Annotated in this window: 24 protein-coding genes; 16 read left to right on the forward strand and 8 right to left on the reverse strand. The window is 60.1% G+C overall.

The annotated features are described in order from the left end of the window. The first annotated feature begins 7 nt into the window (after nt 1-7). The 15 genes from FFR93_RS17080 (at nt 8) to FFR93_RS17150 (ending at nt 15,804) form a co-directional block, all read left to right on the forward strand. A complete protein-coding gene (locus FFR93_RS17080; protein ID WP_138394104.1) occupies nt 8-793 on the forward strand; it encodes a hypothetical protein in 786 nt (261 codons plus the stop codon). Between the two features lie 67 nt (nt 794-860). Continuing rightward, the gene (locus FFR93_RS17085; protein ID WP_138394105.1) at nt 861-1,433 is read left to right on the forward strand and encodes a hypothetical protein; all 573 of its coding nucleotides are present in this window, start codon (nt 861-863) and stop codon (nt 1,431-1,433) included. 13 nt (nt 1,434-1,446) lie between these two features. Continuing rightward, nucleotides 1,447-2,154, forward strand: a complete 708-nt coding sequence (locus tag FFR93_RS17090) for a hypothetical protein (RefSeq protein ID WP_138394106.1) — start codon at nt 1,447-1,449, stop codon at nt 2,152-2,154. Further along, nucleotides 2,151-3,974, forward strand: a complete 1,824-nt coding sequence (locus tag FFR93_RS17095) for a hypothetical protein (RefSeq protein ID WP_138394107.1) — start codon at nt 2,151-2,153, stop codon at nt 3,972-3,974. The genes FFR93_RS17090 and FFR93_RS17095 overlap by 4 nt, the downstream gene beginning before the upstream one ends. After that, nucleotides 3,971-4,369: a GNAT family protein gene (locus FFR93_RS17100; protein WP_138394108.1), complete on the forward strand. Its 399-nt coding sequence runs from the start codon at nt 3,971-3,973 to the stop codon at nt 4,367-4,369. The genes FFR93_RS17095 and FFR93_RS17100 overlap by 4 nt, the downstream gene beginning before the upstream one ends. Beyond that, nucleotides 4,353-5,354 (forward strand): tail fiber domain-containing protein, encoded by a 1,002-nt coding sequence (locus tag FFR93_RS17105; protein ID WP_138394109.1) that lies wholly within the window; start codon nt 4,353-4,355, stop codon nt 5,352-5,354. The genes FFR93_RS17100 and FFR93_RS17105 overlap by 17 nt, the downstream gene beginning before the upstream one ends. After that, nucleotides 5,354-7,579: a hypothetical protein gene (locus FFR93_RS41465; protein ID WP_246661327.1), complete on the forward strand. Its 2,226-nt coding sequence runs from the start codon at nt 5,354-5,356 to the stop codon at nt 7,577-7,579. Before FFR93_RS17105 ends, FFR93_RS41465 begins: the two co-directional genes overlap by 1 nt. Continuing rightward, nucleotides 7,567-9,645, forward strand: a complete 2,079-nt coding sequence (locus tag FFR93_RS17115; RefSeq protein WP_138394110.1) for a hypothetical protein — start codon at nt 7,567-7,569, stop codon at nt 9,643-9,645. The genes FFR93_RS41465 and FFR93_RS17115 overlap by 13 nt, the downstream gene beginning before the upstream one ends. 241 nt (nt 9,646-9,886) lie before the next feature. After that, nucleotides 9,887-11,242 carry a hypothetical protein gene (locus tag FFR93_RS17120; RefSeq protein WP_138394111.1) on the forward strand — a complete coding sequence of 452 codons (1,356 nt, stop codon included), beginning with the start codon at nt 9,887-9,889 and terminating at the stop codon, nt 11,240-11,242. Next, the gene (locus FFR93_RS17125) at nt 11,242-11,595 is read left to right on the forward strand and encodes a hypothetical protein (RefSeq protein WP_138394112.1); all 354 of its coding nucleotides are present in this window, start codon (nt 11,242-11,244) and stop codon (nt 11,593-11,595) included. Before FFR93_RS17120 ends, FFR93_RS17125 begins: the two co-directional genes overlap by 1 nt. After that, the gene (locus FFR93_RS17130; protein WP_138394113.1) at nt 11,592-12,107 is read left to right on the forward strand and encodes a hypothetical protein; all 516 of its coding nucleotides are present in this window, start codon (nt 11,592-11,594) and stop codon (nt 12,105-12,107) included. Before FFR93_RS17125 ends, FFR93_RS17130 begins: the two co-directional genes overlap by 4 nt. A gap of 30 nt (nt 12,108-12,137) precedes the next feature. Then, a complete protein-coding gene (locus tag FFR93_RS17135) occupies nt 12,138-12,851 on the forward strand; it encodes a lysozyme (RefSeq protein ID WP_138394114.1) in 714 nt (237 codons plus the stop codon). Then, entirely contained in the window at nt 12,851-13,132 is a 282-nt protein-coding gene (locus FFR93_RS17140) for a hypothetical protein (RefSeq protein WP_138394115.1), read from the forward strand. The genes FFR93_RS17135 and FFR93_RS17140 overlap by 1 nt, the downstream gene beginning before the upstream one ends. Nucleotides 13,133-13,535: 403 nt before the next feature. Then, a complete protein-coding gene (locus FFR93_RS17145) occupies nt 13,536-15,362 on the forward strand; it encodes an SGNH/GDSL hydrolase family protein (protein WP_138394247.1) in 1,827 nt (608 codons plus the stop codon). Nucleotides 15,363-15,375: 13 nt separating this feature from the next. Continuing rightward, nucleotides 15,376-15,804, forward strand: coding sequence for a DUF1515 domain-containing protein (locus FFR93_RS17150; RefSeq protein ID WP_138394116.1), 429 nt, complete (start codon nt 15,376-15,378; stop codon nt 15,802-15,804). A gap of 220 nt (nt 15,805-16,024) precedes the next feature. Here the strand turns inward: FFR93_RS17150 and FFR93_RS17155 are convergent, their stop codons facing one another. The 6 genes from FFR93_RS17155 to FFR93_RS17180 form a co-directional block, all read right to left on the reverse strand. Beyond that, a complete protein-coding gene (locus FFR93_RS17155; RefSeq protein ID WP_138394117.1) occupies nt 16,025-16,411 on the reverse strand; it encodes a hypothetical protein in 387 nt (128 codons plus the stop codon). Nucleotides 16,412-16,416: 5 nt separating this feature from the next. Continuing rightward, a complete protein-coding gene (locus FFR93_RS17160) occupies nt 16,417-16,791 on the reverse strand; it encodes a thermonuclease family protein (RefSeq protein WP_138394118.1) in 375 nt (124 codons plus the stop codon). Beyond that, nucleotides 16,791-17,171: a hypothetical protein gene (locus FFR93_RS17165; RefSeq protein ID WP_138394119.1), complete on the reverse strand. Its 381-nt coding sequence runs from the start codon at nt 17,169-17,171 to the stop codon at nt 16,791-16,793. Before FFR93_RS17165 ends, FFR93_RS17160 begins: the two co-directional genes overlap by 1 nt. A gap of 66 nt (nt 17,172-17,237) precedes the next feature. Then, the gene (locus FFR93_RS17170) at nt 17,238-17,450 is read right to left on the reverse strand and encodes a hypothetical protein (protein WP_138394120.1); all 213 of its coding nucleotides are present in this window, start codon (nt 17,448-17,450) and stop codon (nt 17,238-17,240) included. Further along, the gene (locus FFR93_RS17175) at nt 17,447-17,761 is read right to left on the reverse strand and encodes a hypothetical protein (RefSeq protein WP_138394121.1); all 315 of its coding nucleotides are present in this window, start codon (nt 17,759-17,761) and stop codon (nt 17,447-17,449) included. The genes FFR93_RS17170 and FFR93_RS17175 overlap by 4 nt, the downstream gene beginning before the upstream one ends. Further along, nucleotides 17,754-17,963 (reverse strand): hypothetical protein, encoded by a 210-nt coding sequence (locus FFR93_RS17180; protein ID WP_138394122.1) that lies wholly within the window; start codon nt 17,961-17,963, stop codon nt 17,754-17,756. The genes FFR93_RS17175 and FFR93_RS17180 overlap by 8 nt, the downstream gene beginning before the upstream one ends. Nucleotides 17,964-18,095: 132 nt before the next feature. On the opposite strand from FFR93_RS17180, the gene ligD reads away from it, so the two are divergent. Next, nucleotides 18,096-19,148 carry a non-homologous end-joining DNA ligase gene (gene ligD / locus FFR93_RS17185; protein WP_138394123.1) on the forward strand — a complete coding sequence of 351 codons (1,053 nt, stop codon included), beginning with the start codon at nt 18,096-18,098 and terminating at the stop codon, nt 19,146-19,148. On the opposite strand, the gene FFR93_RS17190 is transcribed toward ligD, so the two are convergent. Continuing rightward, nucleotides 19,133-19,372 (reverse strand): HNH endonuclease, encoded by a 240-nt coding sequence (locus FFR93_RS17190; protein ID WP_205910745.1) that lies wholly within the window; start codon nt 19,370-19,372, stop codon nt 19,133-19,135. The genes ligD and FFR93_RS17190 overlap by 16 nt on opposite strands. 534 nt (nt 19,373-19,906) lie before the next feature. Further along, nucleotides 19,907-20,197 carry a CopG family transcriptional regulator gene (locus FFR93_RS17195; RefSeq protein ID WP_138394124.1) on the reverse strand — a complete coding sequence of 97 codons (291 nt, stop codon included), beginning with the start codon at nt 20,195-20,197 and terminating at the stop codon, nt 19,907-19,909. Nucleotides 20,198-20,209 lie beyond the last annotated feature (12 nt).

The raw sequence follows: 20,209 nt of genomic DNA on the forward strand, positions 1-20,209 counted from the left end.
CAACTCCATGACCATCGCAACTTCCCAGACCGATCGTCTTGGCGCGAACCCGTTCGTCGTCGAAGGCCCGATCGTAGCCGGCTCCGGTATTCCGGGTCCGAATTTCGCCCTCGGCTCCGTTGCTGGCGGCAATAAGGAAGCGGAGTGGGTCTATTGCAAGCTCGTCCTTGCAGCGACCACCACGCTTCAGCCTGGTCAGTGGTTCCAATGGGACCGAGACTATACCGCCTCGCTGCTCACCACGGCCGCCGCCGTCGTAGGCAACCGTTGCGGAGTCTTCACCGGGGCAAGCCAGGCACCAACCCAGTCTGGTGGCCCGGTTCAGGCAATCAGCCTTGCGGCCGGCACTTACTACATCTGGGTCCAGCGTAACGGCGAGGCTCCGGCATTGGTCACCACCGCGACCGCTGCCCTTGTCGTTGCAGAAACCACAGCCACCGCAGGTCTTGCCACTGCGCCGGCATCTCCGACCGCATCGAGCAAGGCAATCCAGGGCGTCAACTTCACCGCTGCCAACCAGACCTTCACCGCCACAACCGTCAACGGTTCCGCGGTTCTGTCGGCCCTCGGCGGCATCACCCCGGAAGGTGGCCCATTCATTGGCGCTGCCATCTCGGGCACCGGCATTCCGGGTTCGACGACCATCTCTGGCATTACCTATACCCCCAGCGGCGTCGTCCAGAGCATCACCATGTCCGCCAACGCGACCGCCAATGGCACCGCCATTACGGTCACGGCAACGGGCGTGCTCGAGGCAACACTGATGCGCCCCTTCATCTCGAAGGTGAACTAACCCTGATCAACGGCGGGCGCTTCGGCGCCCGTTTTCCTTTCCCCGCCATCAACCGCGAGACATCACCATGGCCGACACCAACACTGGAATTTATGCCTCCTTCAGCCTTGAACCGGTCGAACAGACCTTTCTGACGGAGAAGGAAGGGCGACCGATTTTCGCCGATAAGGAATTCGTGCGAATTTTCATCGCCGGTGACAAGCACACCGAAGTTTACCGCGAGGTGACCGAGAACGATAAGCTCCGCTTTTCCGACGCCTACAAGCGCTTCAAGGAAGGCGCTGCCGCGCGCGAGCAGCTGGTCGGAACGCCGCTGGCGCAATGGCCTTATCTGAAGCCCAGCCAGATCAAAGAGCTTGAAGCGATCAACATCTACACGGTCGAGCAGATGGCGGCCCTGTCGGACACCGCGAAGCAGAAGCTTGGCATGGGCGCAAACGAGCTCGTAGCTGCGGCCCGCGGCTACCTGGCGACCGCCGAAAACTCCAGCGCGGCCTCGGCCTTCGCCGCCGAAAACGAACGGCTGAAGGGCGAGGTCAGCCGGCTGCAGGGGCAGATGAAGGAGATGGCGTCTCGCTTTGAAGCGCTCGAAAACGATCGACAGGGCGGCAGCAAGGGCCGCGGTCGCGAAGCAGCCTGATGGAGATCCGCGCATGTCGCTCTTGACGATCATTCAGAACGTGTGCGCGGAAATCGATCTTGACGCGCCGACGGCGGTCATGTCCTCGGCGGATCCTCAGATTGCCCAGTTGCGTATCCTGTCGCAGCGTGCGGGTCGGGATCTGATGCGGGAACATGACTGGTCGGCGCTGATCGTCGTGCGTGATTTCACGGCAACCGGGGTGATCCCGGAGCCGTCCGAACCGCCCGCGGATTGGGATCGGTTCGGCGACAACTCCAAGATCTGGAACACATCGCGCCTATGGCAGCTGAATGGCCCAGTCGAGCCGCAGACCTGGGAACGTAACACCATCATCAACTCCAACCCGGTGCCGCAAATCTGGCGGATGCTGGCCGGCCGGCTGGCGATCTATCCGAACGATTTCGGGGAGAACATCCGGTACGAATACGTGTCGAACTCGTGGGTCGCCGTCAACGGCGGCACGACCTACGCCGCCACCTGGGCCAATGACACGGACACGGCCCGCTTTCCGGAAGAGCTCGTCGAGCTTTCACTGATCTGGCGTTGGAAGCGCGCCAAGGGCCTTGATTACGGGGAAGAGATGGCGAGTTTCGAACGTGCCAAGGAATCCTCGATCGGCTCCGACCGCGCCGCCGCCCCAATGGATATCTCGCTGCCGAACCGAGGGCAGGTCCCGGAGAACTATTGGCCCGGCGTCATCACGGTGCCGAACCCATGACGCGGACACCCGTACCGGCAAGCGCCGGAAAGACCCGCGTCTCTCCCAGCAAGGATTGGATTGCGCCGATAGGCGGATGGCGCACCGACGTCGAGATGGCAGACATGCCGAAGGATGCTGCGTTTCAGCTTGATAACTTCTTTCCGGAGGCCAACCGCGTCCGCGCTCGCTATGGATACCTCGCCTTCGCAACGGGCCTGGGCGGTGATGTGAAGACCGTCATTCCCTATTCCGGTGTCAGCAATCGGCTCTTCGCCGCTGCAGGGGATAAGATTTTCGACGTCACGGCAGGGGGTGCAGTCGGCGCCGCCGTCGTCTCCGGGCAGAGCAGCGCTCATTGGTCCTTCCAGCAATACACCAATCCGGCCGGCCAAGAATATCTGCGGCTGGTGAACGGTCTCGATACACCGCTGCTGTTCAACGGCTCGTCGTGGACCAACAACTACATTGTTGGAAGCGCGGCCCCAGTGACGCAGAACGTCGCGGTCAAGAACGTGCCGTATACGCTGAGCTTCTTCGGCACCGGATCGATCACGCTGTCTGGCGCCCATGCCGGGGTTCTGAACGGAACTGGTGTCGGCAACAGGGTGACGCTCACATTCACGCCCGCCGCCGGCACGCTGGCGCTCACCGTGGCCGGTACCGTGACGAACGCCCAGCTTGAGACCGGCTCAACCGCAACGGCGTATGTCGCGACGACGATGATCACCGGCATTCCGGATTCATCGTTGCTGATCGCTGTGACGGCCTATCGGTCCCGCCTGTGGTTCATCGAAAAGAACTCGACCAACGTTTGGTATCTGGCGACGGATGCCGTCAGCGGCACAGCAACAGTCCTGCCGGTTGGCGGCAACATGAAGTATGGCGGAACGCTGGTGGCGATCAACGTCTGGACCATTCCGGTGTCGACCGGCCTGCAGCAGTGTCTCGTCCTGATGTCATCCGAGGGCGAGGTGATCGTCTTTCAGGGGTCGGACCCGTCAAGCTCGACCAATTGGGGGCTGATCGGCACCTTCAAACTCGGCAGACCGCTGGGCACGAACAGATGCCTGCTGTCGGTTGGCGCTGACCTGGCAATAATGACCACCGACGGGATCGTGCCGATCACCAAGGCCATCCAGCTCGATCGAGGCGCCACCAGTATGGGCGCCATCACCGCAAAGATCGGTCCGACCTGGCGCGAGACCGTGGCGGCTGCCGGCACGACATCGGAGGAGTGGCAGCTGTCGAGTTTCCCGGCTCGCCAGATGGCTATCGTCAACCTGCCTTCGTCGTTTGGACCGTACCAGTATGTGATGAACACCGAGACAGGGGCTTGGTGCCGCTTCGTCGGCATGGGTGCCTCTTGCTGGGCGACGTGGCAAGATCGGCTATTCTTCGGTGGCAGCGATGGCACTGTCTATGAGGCAGAAGCCGGGGCCAACGATAATGGTATGTCGATCGATGCCATCATGGTCGGGGCGTGGAATCGCTTCGGCGATGGTCTTTCGACGAAATTCTCGAAACTGATTGGCGTGACTGCGCAGATCGGAGTCTCGACGCTGATGTATGCCGGGATCTCCGTCGACTATCAGACGAAGATCCCGACTGCGCTGTTGTCGTCGGTGGAAAACAGCACCGCGGCGAAATGGGGAACGGCAATCTGGGGCGTTTCGAAGTTCCCCGGCATATCGCTGGTGCGAAAATTCGCCTCCGCCGGCGGCGCAGGTTCTGCGCTCGCCCCGACAGTTCGTGCATTGATCTCCGGCTCATCCGGTTCTGTTTCGGAAGCTGCCGTCGTGGGCGGCTCGGTGCTTTACGAAAAAGGCGCGCCGCTTTGATCGTCTCGGAACCCCGGGCCGACATCGCGGCGTGGGTCGGGGCAAAGATCGGGGTTTCGTTCGAACCTCCATACACGGCATTGGCCCATGTCGACCGCGGCAGGATCATCGCCGGGTATGTCTTCAACGTCTGGACTGAACATGACGTCGAGGTTTCGCTTGCTGCCGATCGGCTGTCTTTGACGCTCATGCGGGCGGCGTTCCGCTATGTCGTCCAGCAGCTGGGCTGCCGCCGTGCGACGTTCAGGACGCGGGCCGATAACGCGCAGGCTCAGAAGGCGCTCGACAGGCTCGGCGCGAAACTTGAAGGCCGCCAGCGTGGATATTTCGGCGACTGCGATGCGCTGCTCTATGGACTCATGAAAGAGGACTTTCCCTATGGTCTCAACGCCTAAGGCGCCTAAGGCGCCCGATCCCACGCAGACCGCGGCGGCGCAGACTGCGACGAACGTGGATACGGCGATTGCCAATTCCGGCCTGAGCTATGTCAACCAGTACACGCCTGACGGCTCGCTCGAATACAAGGTCACCGGTCATCAGACGATGACCGACCAGAACGGGAAGACATATCAGATCCCAATCCGGTCGGCCTATCAGACCTATTCGCCGGAAAATCAGGCCATCTACGACCAGACGCAGCAGACGCAGCTCGGGTTGGCGAAGCTGGCGAATTCACAGACGGGAAAGATTTCCGGCATCCTCGATACGAATGTCGATCTCAGCTCTGGGAACGTCGACAAATACGTCAACGACCATTGGCAGGGCGGCTTCAACAACCAATGGGATCGCGATCAGGCGAGCTTGGAGCAGAGCCTGGCCGACAAGGGCGTGACAATGGGCTCGGCGGCATATGAGAACGCGATGAGGGATTTTACGACCCGCAAGCAAGCCGCGGCGGATCAATACCTGGGCGACATGTATTCCAACGCGCAGAACTCGATCCTGACCGAGCGAAACCAGCCGCTGAACGAGATTTCCGCGCTGATGTCGGGCTCACAGGTCAATCAGCCTAATTATGTGAACTCGCCGACGACACAGCTTCCCACGGTCGACCAGGCGGGTTTGATCAACGAAAACTACAATCAGAAAATGGGGCAGTACAATCAGGAGGTCGCCAGGTCGAATGCGGCAATGGGTGGTCTGTTCGGCCTCGGCTCGGCACTGCTTGGCGGCTGGGCAATGTCCGATCGGCGGCTGAAGCGCGCCGTCCATCGGATCGGCGAAACAGCGTCTGGTCTGCCAGTCTACGAATACGAATATCTCTGGGGCGGCGGCCGGCAAGTCGGCTTGATGGCCGATGAGGTCGAGACGGTCGCTCCCGGCGCCGTCGCCGTTGGTCCCGGCGGCTTCAAGATGGTCAATTACGCGGGGGTTCTGTGATGGGCTTCATCTTCGGCGGCGATACAGGCCAGACGCAGGCGGATGTCACGGACGCCCGCAAGCGTCTTGCCGCGGCGATGCTGCAACAGGGCACCGATACAAGCCCGATTCAGTCGCCATGGGAAGGCGCGGCGCGCATGGCCCAGGCGCTGATGGGCGGCCTCGCCGTTCGCAATCAGGCAACCCAGCAGCGGGCCGCTGACGCTCAGGCAATCTCCGCCATCACTGGCCAGCCTTACACGCCTCCTGAGCAGCCCAAGGGTTTCTTGTCATCGCTGTTCGGCGGCGGCAACAAGCCATCCAATCCCGGCGCCACGGGCTCGTCTATGCCGAAGGTGGATGCGTCCGGAAATGTTGCCGCCACGCCTACCAGTAGTGAGCTGCCGTCATCCTTTCTTGCCGCGGTCGACAGGACGGAAGGAGCGGGGGATTACGACACCCTCTTCGGACATGCTCAAAAGGATGGGCCATTTGCAGGCACATCCGTTTCCAGCATGCCGATCAGAGACGTCTTGGCCTTCACCGATCCGAGCGGACCCTATGCTCAATATGTCAAGGGCAAGGTTGGTCGTGTCGCCACGCCTGTCGGGAAGTACCAGACAGTCGGCACGACGCTGCGAGGCGCTGTGAATGCCCTTGGTCTTGATCCGAACGCTCCCTATGATAGGGCCACTCAAGATCGGGTGGCGTCTTATCTCGCTCGCCAGCGTCTCGCTTCCTCCGACACACTGCCGGGGAAGATCCAGGCGCTGCGATCTGAGTGGGAGGGCTTCAAGAATATTCCCGATGCCGAAATGGCGCAGATCGTGGCCGATCTTGAATCCGGCGATGTGGCCGCCCCCGCCAGTGCCCAGGTCGCAAGCGCAGCCCCAGCCATCGCTGCACCTCCTTCGCCGATCCAGCCGCCGCCGGTCAACCCTCCTCCAGCACCTCCGACGCCGGGTTATCGCGACCCGATGGTGACGACGGCCGGACGTCCCGACGCTCCACAGCCGCCGCCAGCCGCACCGGGTGAAGTTGCAAGCCTCGACCCTTCGATCGGCATTCCCATGCCTGGCGCTGCTGGGCAGATGCGCGCATCCGATCCGGCGCAGGTTATGCCGCCAGAGGCTGGCCCTCAGGCTGCGCTGCCGCCTCTGCCTGGCCGAGATGTCGGTCCAACTCCTCCTGTTGCCGGCGTTCCCGCTGGTCAGCCGCAATCACAGCAGCCTGCGCCGGTTCGTCTCGCCCAAGCGCTGGACAATGCCCCGCAGCAGGCGCCGAATCCGCTGGCCAACCCGCGCGCTCAGGCTCTGGTGCAGGCGATTATGAACCCGAACGCATCCCCGCAGGTGAAGGCGCTGGCGGCGCAGTCTCTGCAAGCTTTGACGAAACCGACGGAATACGGCTTTCAGGTGCTGCCTGATGGTACTGTGCTGCGCTCCGATCCTCGCAGCGGCACACTCACGCCGGTTTATCGTTCGGAGATGTCGCAGGCCGATCAGGCGAAGCTCGATTTCGAGCGCGAGAAATTCCGTCAGGAGCAGGAAAATCGCGGCACGCTCACAGCAGCAGAGCAAGCGAAAATCGATCTCGAGCGGCAGAAGTCCGATTTCGAAAGGAACAAGCCTGTAGTCGTGCAGCCGGGCGAGACGCTTTTCAGCCCGGGCCAGGATCGCGTCGTCTACCAAGGCACCGGCTATAAGCCGGAAGACGTGTCGAACCTCCGCAAGGAAATCCAGAACCTCCCGACGTACAAATCGTATCAGCAGGCGGCGCCGGTCTACCAGTCGATGATCGACACGGCCAAGACCGACAGCAAGGCATCAGACCTCAACCTCGTTTACGGCTTGGGCAAGATCATGGACCCGAACTCGGTGGTCCGTGAGGGCGAAATGGTCATGGTCAACAACACGGCAAGTCTACCTGATTGGCTCTCAGGCATGATCAACAGCGTCAACGGTGGTCAAAGGCTGACGCCTGAGACACGCCTTGCGGTCCTGAACGAGGCGCGCAGCCGCATGAGCGCCTATCGCGGAGCGCTCGATAACGACATCGGCCAATATCGAGGCATCATCGGCCGGCGCGGTATGAACGAGGCGGATATCCTGCCGACTCTCGGGGACATTGCGGAGGTGCCGAACCTTGCCGCGCCAAAGGCAGACATCGGCCCGGCTCCGGAAGGTGTTCCCGAGGACGTATGGGGCGCAATGACGCCAGCGGAGCGCAAGCTATGGCAGAAATGACACCGGAACAGCAGCGGGCCCTGGCAATCGCGGCCGCGCGTCTGAGGCTTCAGAATCAGCCGCAGGTATCGTCCAGCGGAGAGGGAGGGGCGATCCCATCGCCGAATTCGGCTGCCGCGCCCCCTCAGACCGGCGAAGAGCTGCGAGCCCGGATCTATGCTGATCTCGCCGCTAAGCGAGAAGCCGCGCATAAGGGCCCGGTGCTGGATCGGAATGGATTACCCGCCGACGACGCTCTTTCAGTCGCCAGAACGGGCGTCGGCGGTCTTATCGAAGGTATTCCTATCGCAGGGCCGATTATCCGCGGCGCTACCGAACGATCTGCAGCAGCGACAGTCGCCGCATTCACGGACGAAACTTACGATCAGGTAATGGATCGTTTGAACGAAGCGACCAGAGCTGAAAAGGAAGCGAACCCGATCATCGATAAGGGCGCGCAGATAACCGGCGCCGTTGCCGGGACAATCCCTGCGGTCATGGCTGCACCTGCCGCTTTTGGCGCGGGCGGCGGGAGTTTGCTCCTGCGCTCGGGAATCTCTGCAGGAAGCGGCGCTGCCATTGGGGGAGCAGATGCGGCTGTTCGACATGGTGGAGATCCAACAGCGATCAGGGACGGGGCATATTTGGGTGGCCTATTTGGATTAGGTGGCCCCGTGGCTGGCAAGGTCATCGGCGCTGGAGCCAGGTCGCTGGTCGATGCATTCCGCTCACGAACGGCTGCCAAAGTCGCTGGCATGGACCCGCAGGCGTTCGGTTACTTCCGGCGCGCGGTCACTGATGACGGTCTCGATGCGTCTGCGCTGCCGCGCAGGCTGACGGAAATGGGTCCTGAGGCTATTCCGGCGGATCTGGGCCCGAACCTTCAAAAGCAGGCCGGCGCGCTTGCAGCAACGCCCGGAGAGGCGCAGGCGACGATCCGAAACGCGCTCACCGACCGCCAGGCCAGCGCAAACGCTCGCATTGGTCAAACCATCAATGAGACGATGGGTCCAAACGTTGTTCCCTCGGAAGTCAGGGCCGGAATCGAAGCAAATCAGGATATGTTCAGCCCTCACTATCGCGAAGTCTTCAGGGGAGCCCGCCCTTACGACATGACTCCGATAGCCGAAGCGATGGAAGCTGACATCAGCCGTCTTCGCGGCCCAGCTCAGGCCCGGTTACGGCAGGTTCGCGACATGCTGAATGTTGCGAACTCGAACGTCCTTTCCACAGATCCAGGCGTCATGTTTCAGACGCGCCAGGCGATCGATGGGCTTCTGAAGACGGAAGTTGATCCGAAGGCGATTGCTACACTGATGGAAGCGCGCCAGATGCTCGATGACGGCCTTACCCGTGCCGTTCCTCGCATCAAGGAGCTCGATGCAGGATTTTCTGAGCTGGCCCGTCAGGACGAAGCTCTGACACGTGGTCAGCAAGTCCTCGACAGTGGACGCACAGCGCCGCGCCCCTCCGAATTGGCCGCAGAGGTCGAGCAGGGCGTTCAGCCACAGGGGATGCAGATCGGTCCGTCTGCGGTCCCGCTGCGCCTATCCCAGGGCGCTCGGGCCGAGATCGACCGCATAGTCGGCACGAATTCGAACGACATCGCTGCGATGAACAGGCTGATCAAAGGGGAGGGGGATTGGAACCGCGCTCGTCTCTCCACCCTCTTCGGACCGGAGAAGGCCGATCAGCTTTTTAAGGTACTCGAGAACGAGCGCATCTATGCCGACACGGCTAATACCGTCACGCGCAATAGCGAAACCGCGGCGCGTCTCGCAGCTCAGAACGAGTTGGGTGGGGGTGCCGGTAATTTCGGTGTGAAGGAAGCATTCAAGGCTGGTGGCTTCCTTGGTGCGGCTCGATCGGCGGCTATTGATAAGGCCGACGACATCGTCAAGGCGCTGATATCGAGTAACACCGGCAACGTCACCCGCGAGAGCCTAGCGCGGGCACTTATCGGCGAGCAGCGTGAAAAGCTGGTCGAAGGATTGATGAGAGCTCAGGGGATGGGAACGACGCCCGCGCTAGTCGATCCGGTCGTTAAAGCCCTGCTTCTGAACGCCGGAACCGCGAGGACGCGATGACGGGTCGATCCAGCAAATGACCAAATAGAGGGCGATCACGAATAGGACGCCGACGATAACGCCGCCTCTGAAATCGTCACCAACGACATACTTAAGCGCGTCAACGCCCGATACGACCGCATAAAGCAACGCAGTCGTCGCGAAGATACAAGCGATTTGCAGAACACGGATCATAACGCAACCAATACTACAGGACCTGAGGCCTCGCAATTCGCGGGGCCGTTTCTTTTGGAGATGGTGAATGCCCAGAAATCCATCAACCGGCGTCTATTCCAAGCCGGCCGGCACGACGCCCTCAGTCGGTCAGATTATCGACCCGGTGCCGTGGAACGCGCTAACCACCGATCTCGGCAATGAAATCACCAACTCGCTGCCGCGCGATGGCTCGGCGCCGATGATTTCGCCGTTGAAGATTGCAAGCGGCACGGTTTCGGCTCCTGGCATCGGCTTTGCGTCAGTCCCGCAGACCGGATTGTACCTCAAGGGCGGCGGCCTATTGGGCTTCACGCAGAACGGCGTCGATATCGCGTTCGGCCGCGCATCGGTCTATGCGGCCAAGTCAGGCGATTACACCGCTCTTGCTACGGATGACAACGCCGTGCTGCGGTTCACTGCGGCGGCGACACTCACGCTCACGGCGGCCGCTACCCTCGCTGCCAACTGGGTCATTACCGTGATCGCCGACGGTGGCGACGTAACGGTTGACCCGAACGGTGCTGAGACCATCGACGGCGCGTCCACGCTCGTCATTCCGAACGGAAATTCTGCTTTCATCGTCTGCGGCGGATCGGCGTTCTTCACCGACAAGGTTCTGACCAGGCTTTTAGCCAAAGCCGACAGTTCCGCCGTCGGAAGTTTTGTTGATGGGCTCCTCCTGTCGAACAACGCGTCCAACCCGAACACGCATATTGATTTCGCGGCCGGTTCGGCTCGGTCGGGATCGTCATTCGTCTCCAACGCCAGCAGCTTCACCAAGCGCATCAACGGCACGTGGGCGGTCGGGACAGGCAATGGTGCTCTTGACACCGGCTCGGTCGCCGCCAGCGCCACTTATTTCGCCTACGCGCTGCGTAAGAATTCCGACCTGTCTTTCGACGTGGTTTTCTCGACGTCGGCGACTATCGGCGGCGTGACGACGACGCTGCTCACTGGCTATACCATCGTTAAATGCATTGGTGTGGTTCTCACCAACTCCAGCTCGAATATTCGCGCGTTCTTCATGTTCCCCAACGACGAATATCAATTCGTCACACCGATCATTGATGCCGCGAATATTGCAACAGGGCTGGCTGGCGCTCTTCTGGCGCTGACCGTTCCCAACGGCGTGAAGTCGAAGGCTAAACTACGCTTCATGTTCAATTCTCCATCAACCACAAACTCTGTGCTTGTCCATGATCCTGCCAAAGGCGCGCTTGTCGCTGGTGGCGGAGATCAAGGTGGCGTTGCCGGAACGCCTCAGGTCGCAAGCGGCTTCTCGGTTGGTAACGGAGATATTTGGACAAACACATCCAGGCAGGTTCGTCACGTTGCCGGTGCCGCTGGCGCCCTTTGGGTCTTTAATGACGGTTTCACATTCTCATGTGGGAGGACTGCATAATGCCCTTTGTTTCACGATCGAACGGCGCAATCACCGGGCTTTACGAACAGCGGCAGGATGGGGTGGCAGAAGAGTTCCTGTCGGATGACGATCCTGCCGCCATCGCGTTCCAGACCGCCGGGCCGGCGGTGTTCGCAGTCTCGGCGCGACAATTCCGGCTGATGCTTCGGCGCGCAGGCCTGCTCGATGCGGTCAAGGCATGGGTGGCTCAGCAGGATGGCGAGACGCAGGATGCATTTGAATATAGCGGCACATTCGTGAAGGATAGCCCGATGATGGCGGCTGGATTTGCGGCCATGGGATTCACATCGCAGCAGATCGACGGCTTCTTCGCCGCGGCCGCCCAACTATGAGCGCGTCGATCCTCCGCTACATCGCTTACTGGCCGGCAAACCTCGCGTTCGTGCTGCTCTCCTATCTGCTGTCACCGGTTCTTGCGGCACTGTCGCTCCTGACTGGACCGCGGCTCCCCGGTATCCTGCAATGGTTCTCAACGCTCGATGCCGATCTGGATGGCGGAATAGGGCAGGGCGTCAAAGGCTATCGCGCCGATCTCACCGGCTGGCGTCTTTGGTGGCAGCGGACATGCTGGATCTGCCGAAATCCGGCCCACGGGTGGCAATCGCGTCTCTTGGGAATGCCGGCGGCCGGCACCATCATCATCAAGCAGCAGATCACCGAAACCCCTAAAAATCAGTGGTACGTCATGGAGACGGCCAAGGGCGTCCGGTTCTTCTGCTTCAAGCGTGATCAGCCGCTCATCGGCGGCTTCTACCTCAAAATCTGGCTAGGCTGGGTCAACAAGGCCTACGACGGCCGGAACCATCACTACTCTTTCCAGATCGGCCCGAAGCGCCGGTCGTAACGATCACCCTCACAATTTGGAGCATGCCCAATGGCGCGACAAGTCAACGCCACGACCGAAATTGCGCTCAAGCAGTGGGAGTTTTTCATTCCGTTCGTCTATGACGACGCCGATCCGAAGCCGGGTCTGAAGAAGACACGACTGCGGCCGGGAATGAAGATCCGCGGCACGGCAACACAAGGCTACGGACATACGGGACCGGACGTCTATCCCGGCGCTCCTGAGATCACCGAGGCCCAGGCATTGGCGTGGCTCCGCAATGACCTCGATCCGTGCGAGCGCGCCGTTGCAACGTCGGTGAAAGTCGATCTGACCGATAACCAGTTCGGCGCCCTCGTCATGTTTACTTTCAACGCCGGTGTCCGAGCGTTCAAATCTTCGACGCTGCTGAAAAAGTTGAATGCCGGGAATTATGCGGCCGTGCCTGGCGAGCTGGCGAAGTGGAACAAGACGACGATCGACGGCAAGAAGGTCGTCAGCAACGGCCTGGTGAACCGCAGGGCGGCGGAGGCGGGGCTTTGGGCCAAGGGCGGCTATATCCAGTCCAGCGGCACGCCAGCGCTTCCACAGCGCGCCCCTCTCATCAACGGCAAGGTCGTAAGCACGATCACCGCAGTTTCGTCCACCGGAGCGCTGCAGTTCGTCCCGCATGATGGTCCGCTGGCCTATGCGCTTGCCGGCGTCCTCGTCTTTGCCTGCGTCGTCGGTATCGGCCTGTATGTCTGGGATCGGGTGAAGAACTGATGGACTTCCTCACCAAGCTCATACCGGACAGCTTTAAGCTCCCGGTCGTCCTGGCGCTCGGGCTCGTTCTCGGTGCAGTGGCTTCTTACTACCCGGCGAAATGGATAGGCGCCCGCGAGGAGCGGCGGGCCCAACAGGTCAAAGCGGCCAAGGAAGCGCTCGACCGCATCAACACCCTGGAGAAGAACAATGCGAATTTCAGGAATCTTCCTGCTTTCGAGCGTTGCCGCGTGTTCATGCGCGATAGCGGGCTGCCAGCAGACGAATGCGGTCAACGGTAGCGGCTACCAATTTACCCGCTTCTCCGATCCCAAAGCGGCTTTCATGGCATCGCAAGACCCGACCGCGGGGCCGGCAATTGCTTCAAATAACATCCAATGCCGAAAAGACGCGGCCTGCCGGAAGTAGGCGTCTGGGGAACTCAAAGACCGAAATGCGAGGCAAGACACGATGACGAGCGCACAGGGCGACCGGCAAGCGGCGGTCCGCGGCTATACCGGGACATCACTCAACTACGAAGGCGACTGGTCTGCGCTGTTCGATCAGGTCGGCATTCCAAATGCCGGGGGCTTCAATGGGCGCCTGCTCGCGTGGATCAATCAAGCGCTCGGGACCAGCTACACCGAGATCAACGGCGCGATGGCTGCCTATGCCGTGTCGACTGGCGCGGTGAACTGGTCAAGCATGAACACCGTCCCGACTGGTGGCGGAAGCGGCGATCCCGATCGTTACATGTTCTTCGCAACCCGAAACCGCATGCCGTCGGGCGCCATCCTCACCGCCGCCTCCGGCACGAACTATGTCTGCACCAAGATTGTCGTCAACACACCGCAATACAAGACGCGGACCTTCCGCTTTCACCTCTCCGGCTTCGCCTCTACGGAAGGCGGAAATTCGCCGCAGGAAACGGTTGTCACCGGCACGATCGGTACGCCGGGCAATTCGGTCCTTGTCGATGCCATGTATATGCGCGTTGGCTCAACCTTCACGCAATTGCAGTTCGGCGGCTCCAATAACGTGACCGTTGCCGACCAGACAAACGGCCAGTGGACAGACGCAATCACCATTCCCGACGTTGATCCGGAAAGTGCGATCGAACTCTGGACTTTCTATCATACTGCCGTGGGTGAGAAGATATGGCCTGTCTATCGCATCCAGAAGCACCGCGGTGAACGCGTGTGGGGAGCAAGTGACTTCGCAACTCTGCAAGGGTTCATGTCCACACCGGATGCCGACAGCACCGCCTCGCTCGACACAAGCTATGGTCAGCAGGCCCAGCCACAGTATTACGGCCCGGACTTCATGGTTGCCAAAGGCGACTGGGATGGGAGGCCAGTCGCCCTTGGCTTTGTCGACAGCATCGGCGAGGCGCGCCAGGAATATTCGTCCGCTGCCGATGCGCGCGGCAATCTTGGCTGGTTGCGCCGCTGGCTCGACAAGAGCGGCGGCATCGGCCGAATTCCGCATTGCCTGATCGGCATGCCCGGCGCTGGCTCTGTTCGCGAATATACCGGCAGCGGTTCGTCGATCGCCACCAGGCGAAGAGATGTCGTCCGGGAAATCATTGCCTTCAACGACAATAAATGGCCGTTTACGGTCATTGCAAATCAGATGGGGCAGAACGACACCGCGTCGACTTACGCGCAGTTCTTCACGACCAATTACCGCTCTCTGGTGACCCGCATTCGCGCGGAATATGCCGGCGTCAAAATCGTCGCCTTCCCGCCGCTAGGGCGAACGACGATTACGCGCAGCGTCACTCTTACTTCGGTCGGCACCGTCGTCACGGCAACAATCGCCTCAGGAACCAACGGACTGGTCACCGGACAGACCGTCACTATCTCCGGGGCTACGCAAACCGAATACAACGGGAACGTGGTCATTACGGTCACGGGGCCGACAACCTTCACCTATAATTTCGTGGGATCAGCAACCACTCCCGCCACCGGCACAATCTTGGCGAACGAGCTCGGCCTGCACTCGGAGTATCAGGTTTATGGCGCTAACAATACGTGGCCCGCTGATGGCACCGATGCCTCGGGTAAGTGGCGGCTACACGATGATATCATGGCGCAGACCTCCGCATGCTGCGACGCTGCGATCGATACCTATTCGGCATGGGTATCTCCGACCCGTGGCGGGGGATGGCCCGGCATGCTCGAGCTGCCGAGCACGACCTTGACCGCGCAGGCCGGCACCGACGGGGTCGCGACCTACAATCAGATCGTTGTCGCCGATGCGAGCCTCTTCAGGGCGGAGCAGACGCTGCACATATATTCCGGGCCGGCCGGCATCGCTCGCCTGAGCACGCAGGTCATCGGCAGTATCGCCGGCAACGTCATCACCTATCAAGGATCCAGCGCCGTCGTCATGCCGGTTGGGACAGTGGTCCGCCCGGCGCCGTCGGTCGGGGAGCTTTCGCCGGTATCCTTTATCCATCCGCAGCCCATCATGATCGACCGGATTGCGAATGGCATCGCGCAATCTGAAAAGACCAAATTGATAGTGTAAGGCATCGAAATAGATGACATCGAATGATGATATCCTCCGGGCCCTTGGGCGGGTTGAAGGCAGACTTACCGGGATAGAAGAAAGCGTGGCGCTCCTCCGTGAGGACGTAAGTGACGAAAAGGACAATGCTCACGAAAGCCGGTCGGTGATTCATCGACGGTTGGATGAACAAGCCAAGCAGATTGCACATCTCGACACGACCGTCGCTATAAGCGGAGGCGTTGACGCCACCTTACGAGAGGAGATCAAAGCCCTCAAGGAAACGGTGGACAAGAACCATGCCTCCACTCAACCGGCATTGGAGGATTGGAAAAGGATGAAAGCGATCGGCTACGGGATTTCAGGGCTGATCGCTTTCGCCGGCCTCACAATCGGCGGCATTGTCGCATATATGAGTGACGGTGCGGTGACTTGGGTTCGGCACTGGCTAAAGATCAACTGAACCGTGTCGTGCGCATGGATAAAAAAGCCCCGCCGAGACGGGGCAGTTAGTTGAGGACGAAACCGCGCGTATGGAAGTCAGACGCCTGCGGGCGCAGGAATCTTTGCGCGGTTTCAATGCAATAACGGTTGGCAGTGATCCTGGTTCCTGTGCGATTTCGGGCAGGTTTGATAGGTGTTGATTGGCGTGACCGCAGCTTCGACTGTTTAGCTATGGTCGATTAGTTTTCCAATTCGGCGACCGGATAATAGTGTAGCCATCTGGGATTGCAGAGGTAGTCGTGATGCAGAGAACCACCAAGGGCAAACCCGTATCTTTGGTCAAAGCGCAAGGATTCTGTCGTCACGCCGGCAGGCTCTGTGAGTTGATTCTTCGCCTTAAACCTGATGCAGATGATCCGCTCGCCACCACTTAGCGTCAGTACCTTCGATATGCTCACGTCCCTGATTTCACGCTCATTGTAATAGGTCTTGCGTGCATAATCGATGACAGCTGATCTTTCGGCTGCCGTTGGCGGGATCTGTGTGGAATATACCGGATCGTACGGTTCGGCAGTCCTGCAGCCGGTTAATAGTATCGGGATTGCGAGAATAGTCAGGCGATACATTTGGCTTAGTCGCACCAATCGTTCCTTCGTTTCGGGCTCCAAGTGCGCGCAAAGCCTTCCCGCAGCAGCCTCTTGCCGATTTCTTCGCCGTTCGTTCGATAGATGTTGACGAGCGGGCGATGAGATGACGTGCGATCCACCGCGCCGCTGAACATCACCCTCAAACCTTTTTCAGCCAAAAGCTCTTTCAGCCTGCCCTTGGCGATCAGCGCCAGCTTCCGTTCCTTCATGCACTTAGCATGGCTCCCGATCTCCGGCGTGTCTATGCCCGAGACGAACGGAACTCCTTCCCCAAGCAGTCGCATGTTCTGGCCGTCGCATTTGACTGTGTCGCCGTCGACAGCTGTGAGCGAGGCGCATAGGATCAAGCCCGCGATCATCAATAGCAGGAAGTCCGGACCTGCCGAACCGGACCACCCACCCAGGTGCTCGACGGCGTCGATGTGCAGGTTGTCGGTCGATAGGTGGGCTGCTGCTGCATACCTTGGTTATAGCCTTGTCCGCCGGCAATTAGCGCGTCCCCAATCGCCTGTCTTGCCTGATAATTGCTGTTCCTCATAGACGACTCGCGGGTGAACTCCTGTTGCAGGCAGGCTTTCATTTCAGGTGTATCGCTCTTGACGCCCTGCGCCCAGCAACGCTGGTGCAATTCAAGCGAGAGAGACTTCATCTCCGAGTAAGATAGCTGGTCAACCGGCTTGCTCTGGCAAGCGGTCAGTATGACGGAAATGGCAGCAGCGGCGAAGAACTTGCGAAGCATCAATTTATCCCCAAATTTCGCAACCAGTACTACAGCAAAATCGACCTCGCAATCTCGAGTGACCTTCTAGGGCGCAGTATCCTCTGCGGCCTCGAGTTTCCGTCTCAGCGCCTGTTCCTGCTCATACGTCTTGTGCGGGAAGTGCTCCCAGCACCACCAGCGAGCCGGGATTGCAGGTGAGGGACTGTTTCCCCAGCTTCCCCAATTGTCGCAGCCTTGGTGCTCGCAGTGATGGACGTAGAGGTCTGGCCCCTTCGGCGACCTGTCGATGTCGCTCATTTGACCTCCTGGAGTTGCCAGCCCGCTTTGGGCTTCTGCCAACCGTTCTTCGCGGCGCGAAAATCAGCCTCGGCTTCGGCTTTCTTCCTCGCTTCCATGACGCCAGTCGCCCAGACGGTAATCCGCAGCCGGCCGGCTCTGAAGACAAAACGGCGTTCGCCGAGCTGCTTGCCCGCCGTGTATCCGGCACGAAAACAAGCGCGCGCGGTTGACCGGCTGACGCTGTCGCGAAACGATGGCGGCTGCGACAGCCACCAATCGTTCAGCGCCGTTTCGAAAGGCACGGTCTTTGGTTGGGGACGGTCAAGCATTTACGTCTCGGTCGTAGCTCGGCCGCCAACCGCGTGTGATGCCTCGTCCCATCGCTCCTTCGGTCAGCACTAGCTGCCAGCGAAGGTGACGAATGTCTGCCAGGAGCGTTCCTATCGCCGCTTGCGCATCGCCCTTATGAAAGGCAAGCACCTCAGCTATCTCATCATCAACCATGGCTTCGCCGATCGGCTGCTCGCGCATATCCGTGCTCCATACTCAGTTTTCAGATTGGCGGCCGCCTCGCCGATGTTCTTATTATGTTCACGTGCCCGCATGAGTCAATAATCATTCTTGGTCAATTGCTTTTTAAGGTCGTGCTGATGAAGTGCAGGGATGACAAAGCCGCCTCGCAAGCCTTCCCAACCGCTGCTTGGTGACGCGGACGCACCGCTCCGCAGCCGGCCGCGTAAGAAGCGTGACCCGGCCCAGCATCAGCTCACCCTCGACCCAATGCCCGCGCGCATCGATCCTTGCCTCGCGCTGCTAAAGCCGCGGCCGCCGAAAGGGCGACAGTGGGCGTTTGAGGTGAAATGGGACGGGTACCGCCTGGCCGTTCATATCGAGCCGAAGGGCATCAGGATCCTGACCAGCGGCGGTCATGACTGGACCGACCGTTTTCCTGCCATTGCCGCCGCGGCAAAACGCCTTCCGATCTCGACTGCCATACTGGACGGCGAGGCCGTCGTGTTCGATGAGCTGGGCCGATCGGATTTCGGAAAGCTTCAGCAGTCGCTCGGCGGCCGCGGCGGAAAGCGGACATCGTGGGAATCGGTCTTGATGGCCTTCGACATCCTCTATCTCGATGGCCATGACCTCACCGGGACAGAGCTCACCGCGCGGCGCCATCTCCTCGAGGGGATAGTGCCGGCCGGCGGGGAGGAGGCTATTCGTCTCTCCGAGGAGATCGAAGCGGATGGTGACAAGCTCTTTCGCATTGCCTGTGAGCATGGACTTGAGGGCATCATCGCCAAAGACCGGAACAGCACGTATCGCGGCGGCCGCGGTGGCGAATGGCAGAAGATCAAATGCATCCAGAGCGACGGCTTCGCGATTATTGGCTATCAGCGGTCAAGCTCGGCCTTCGGGAATATCGGCGCGCTGCTCCTGGCCGCGCGGAGAGAGGGCCAGCTGGTCTATGTCGGATCGGTCGGAACTGGCTTTAAAGCAAGCCAGGCATTGGAGCTTCGCGCTGCGATGGACAAGATCAAGGTGTCGGCACCTACAGTGACGTATACCGGCCAGCGCAAGAATCTGATCTGGATTAAACCGAAACTCGTCGCCGAGATTGAATATCGAGCCTGGACGCATGACGGGAAGTTGCGCCATGCGTCTTTTAAGGGGCTGCGGGATCCAGCGGATAATGCCGCGGTTTATGACTTTGGATAGAGGCCGAAAAGCCCGCCAAGCCCCTCGTTCTTTTCATCCTTCGACACCGACGCCAGACCGAGACCGAGCAGTCGGCCGTGAGCGGCATTCCCGCGCCAGTGAAGCGCACGGATGTTGGAGATGTCGTCGGAGCCGCCGAGTGCCTTCGGAATAGGGAAGTGGTCAAGCTCCCAGCCATATTCGCTATCTCGGCGCCCGTAATCGCTGAAAACAGGGTTCCGCACCGACTGCGGCTGTACGTCTTTCAGGCGAGTGAACTATTATAAGAGGCAAGATGACACCTCGGCCAACGTGGAGCACTCTTCATCTACGTTGCAACTTTACTAGGGAGACACCCGGTGAAATCTAGCAAACTAACTCTCGCTCTCAGCGTCGCGATGGTACTTGTCGTTGGAGGCTCGGCCTACGCGGGTGATTACGGTTGCCCAGGGGAAACAGCCAAAGGCAATAACGGCTGGGGCCAAGAAAAACGTGGTGGCAGCGACGGCACCAATAATGGAAGCTTTAGCGGTGCCACAGCCGATACGAAGTCCGCTAGCACTGAGCGGTAACCACAGGGCGAGTTAATTTCTCTGAGGCGGCACTCACACTGCCGCCTTTTTCAATAACCTGAGGCTCACCGTGCGCTTTTGGAAATTAGGGAAACCCGTTGCAACATGACGCGCTATGAAGTCTCAGGCTAGATCGGAGTTTTTTTGCCGGTAACGCATTGATTCGGAAAAGGAGGCATCGCCCGGAATTGAACCGGGGTACAAGGATTATGCATTCCCATCCACCTCGCCATCTTCGTCCAGCTCGTGCACCGGCAAATAGGTGTTCTTCTCCATCCACTCCCGGACGATGAACCTGACGGTGTCGTTGCGCGTCTTCCCGAACTCGCCTGCCAGATCCCGAAGCGCTTCTTCGATATCGTCCTCGAAGGCAATCGACCCTGAGTTTCGCAACAGCAGGGCGGCGCGGCGAAGCATAACCTGAAGATCCGCTAGTGAAAAATCCGCGATCCGATCGGCGGCGTCTTCGAGGACGGCGGGGGTATCAGTCGAGGCCATCAATAAGCCTGC

It is taken from the genome of Rhizobium sp. MHM7A (assembly GCF_005862215.1).
GTDB lineage: Bacteria > Pseudomonadota > Alphaproteobacteria > Rhizobiales > Rhizobiaceae > Rhizobium > Rhizobium bangladeshense.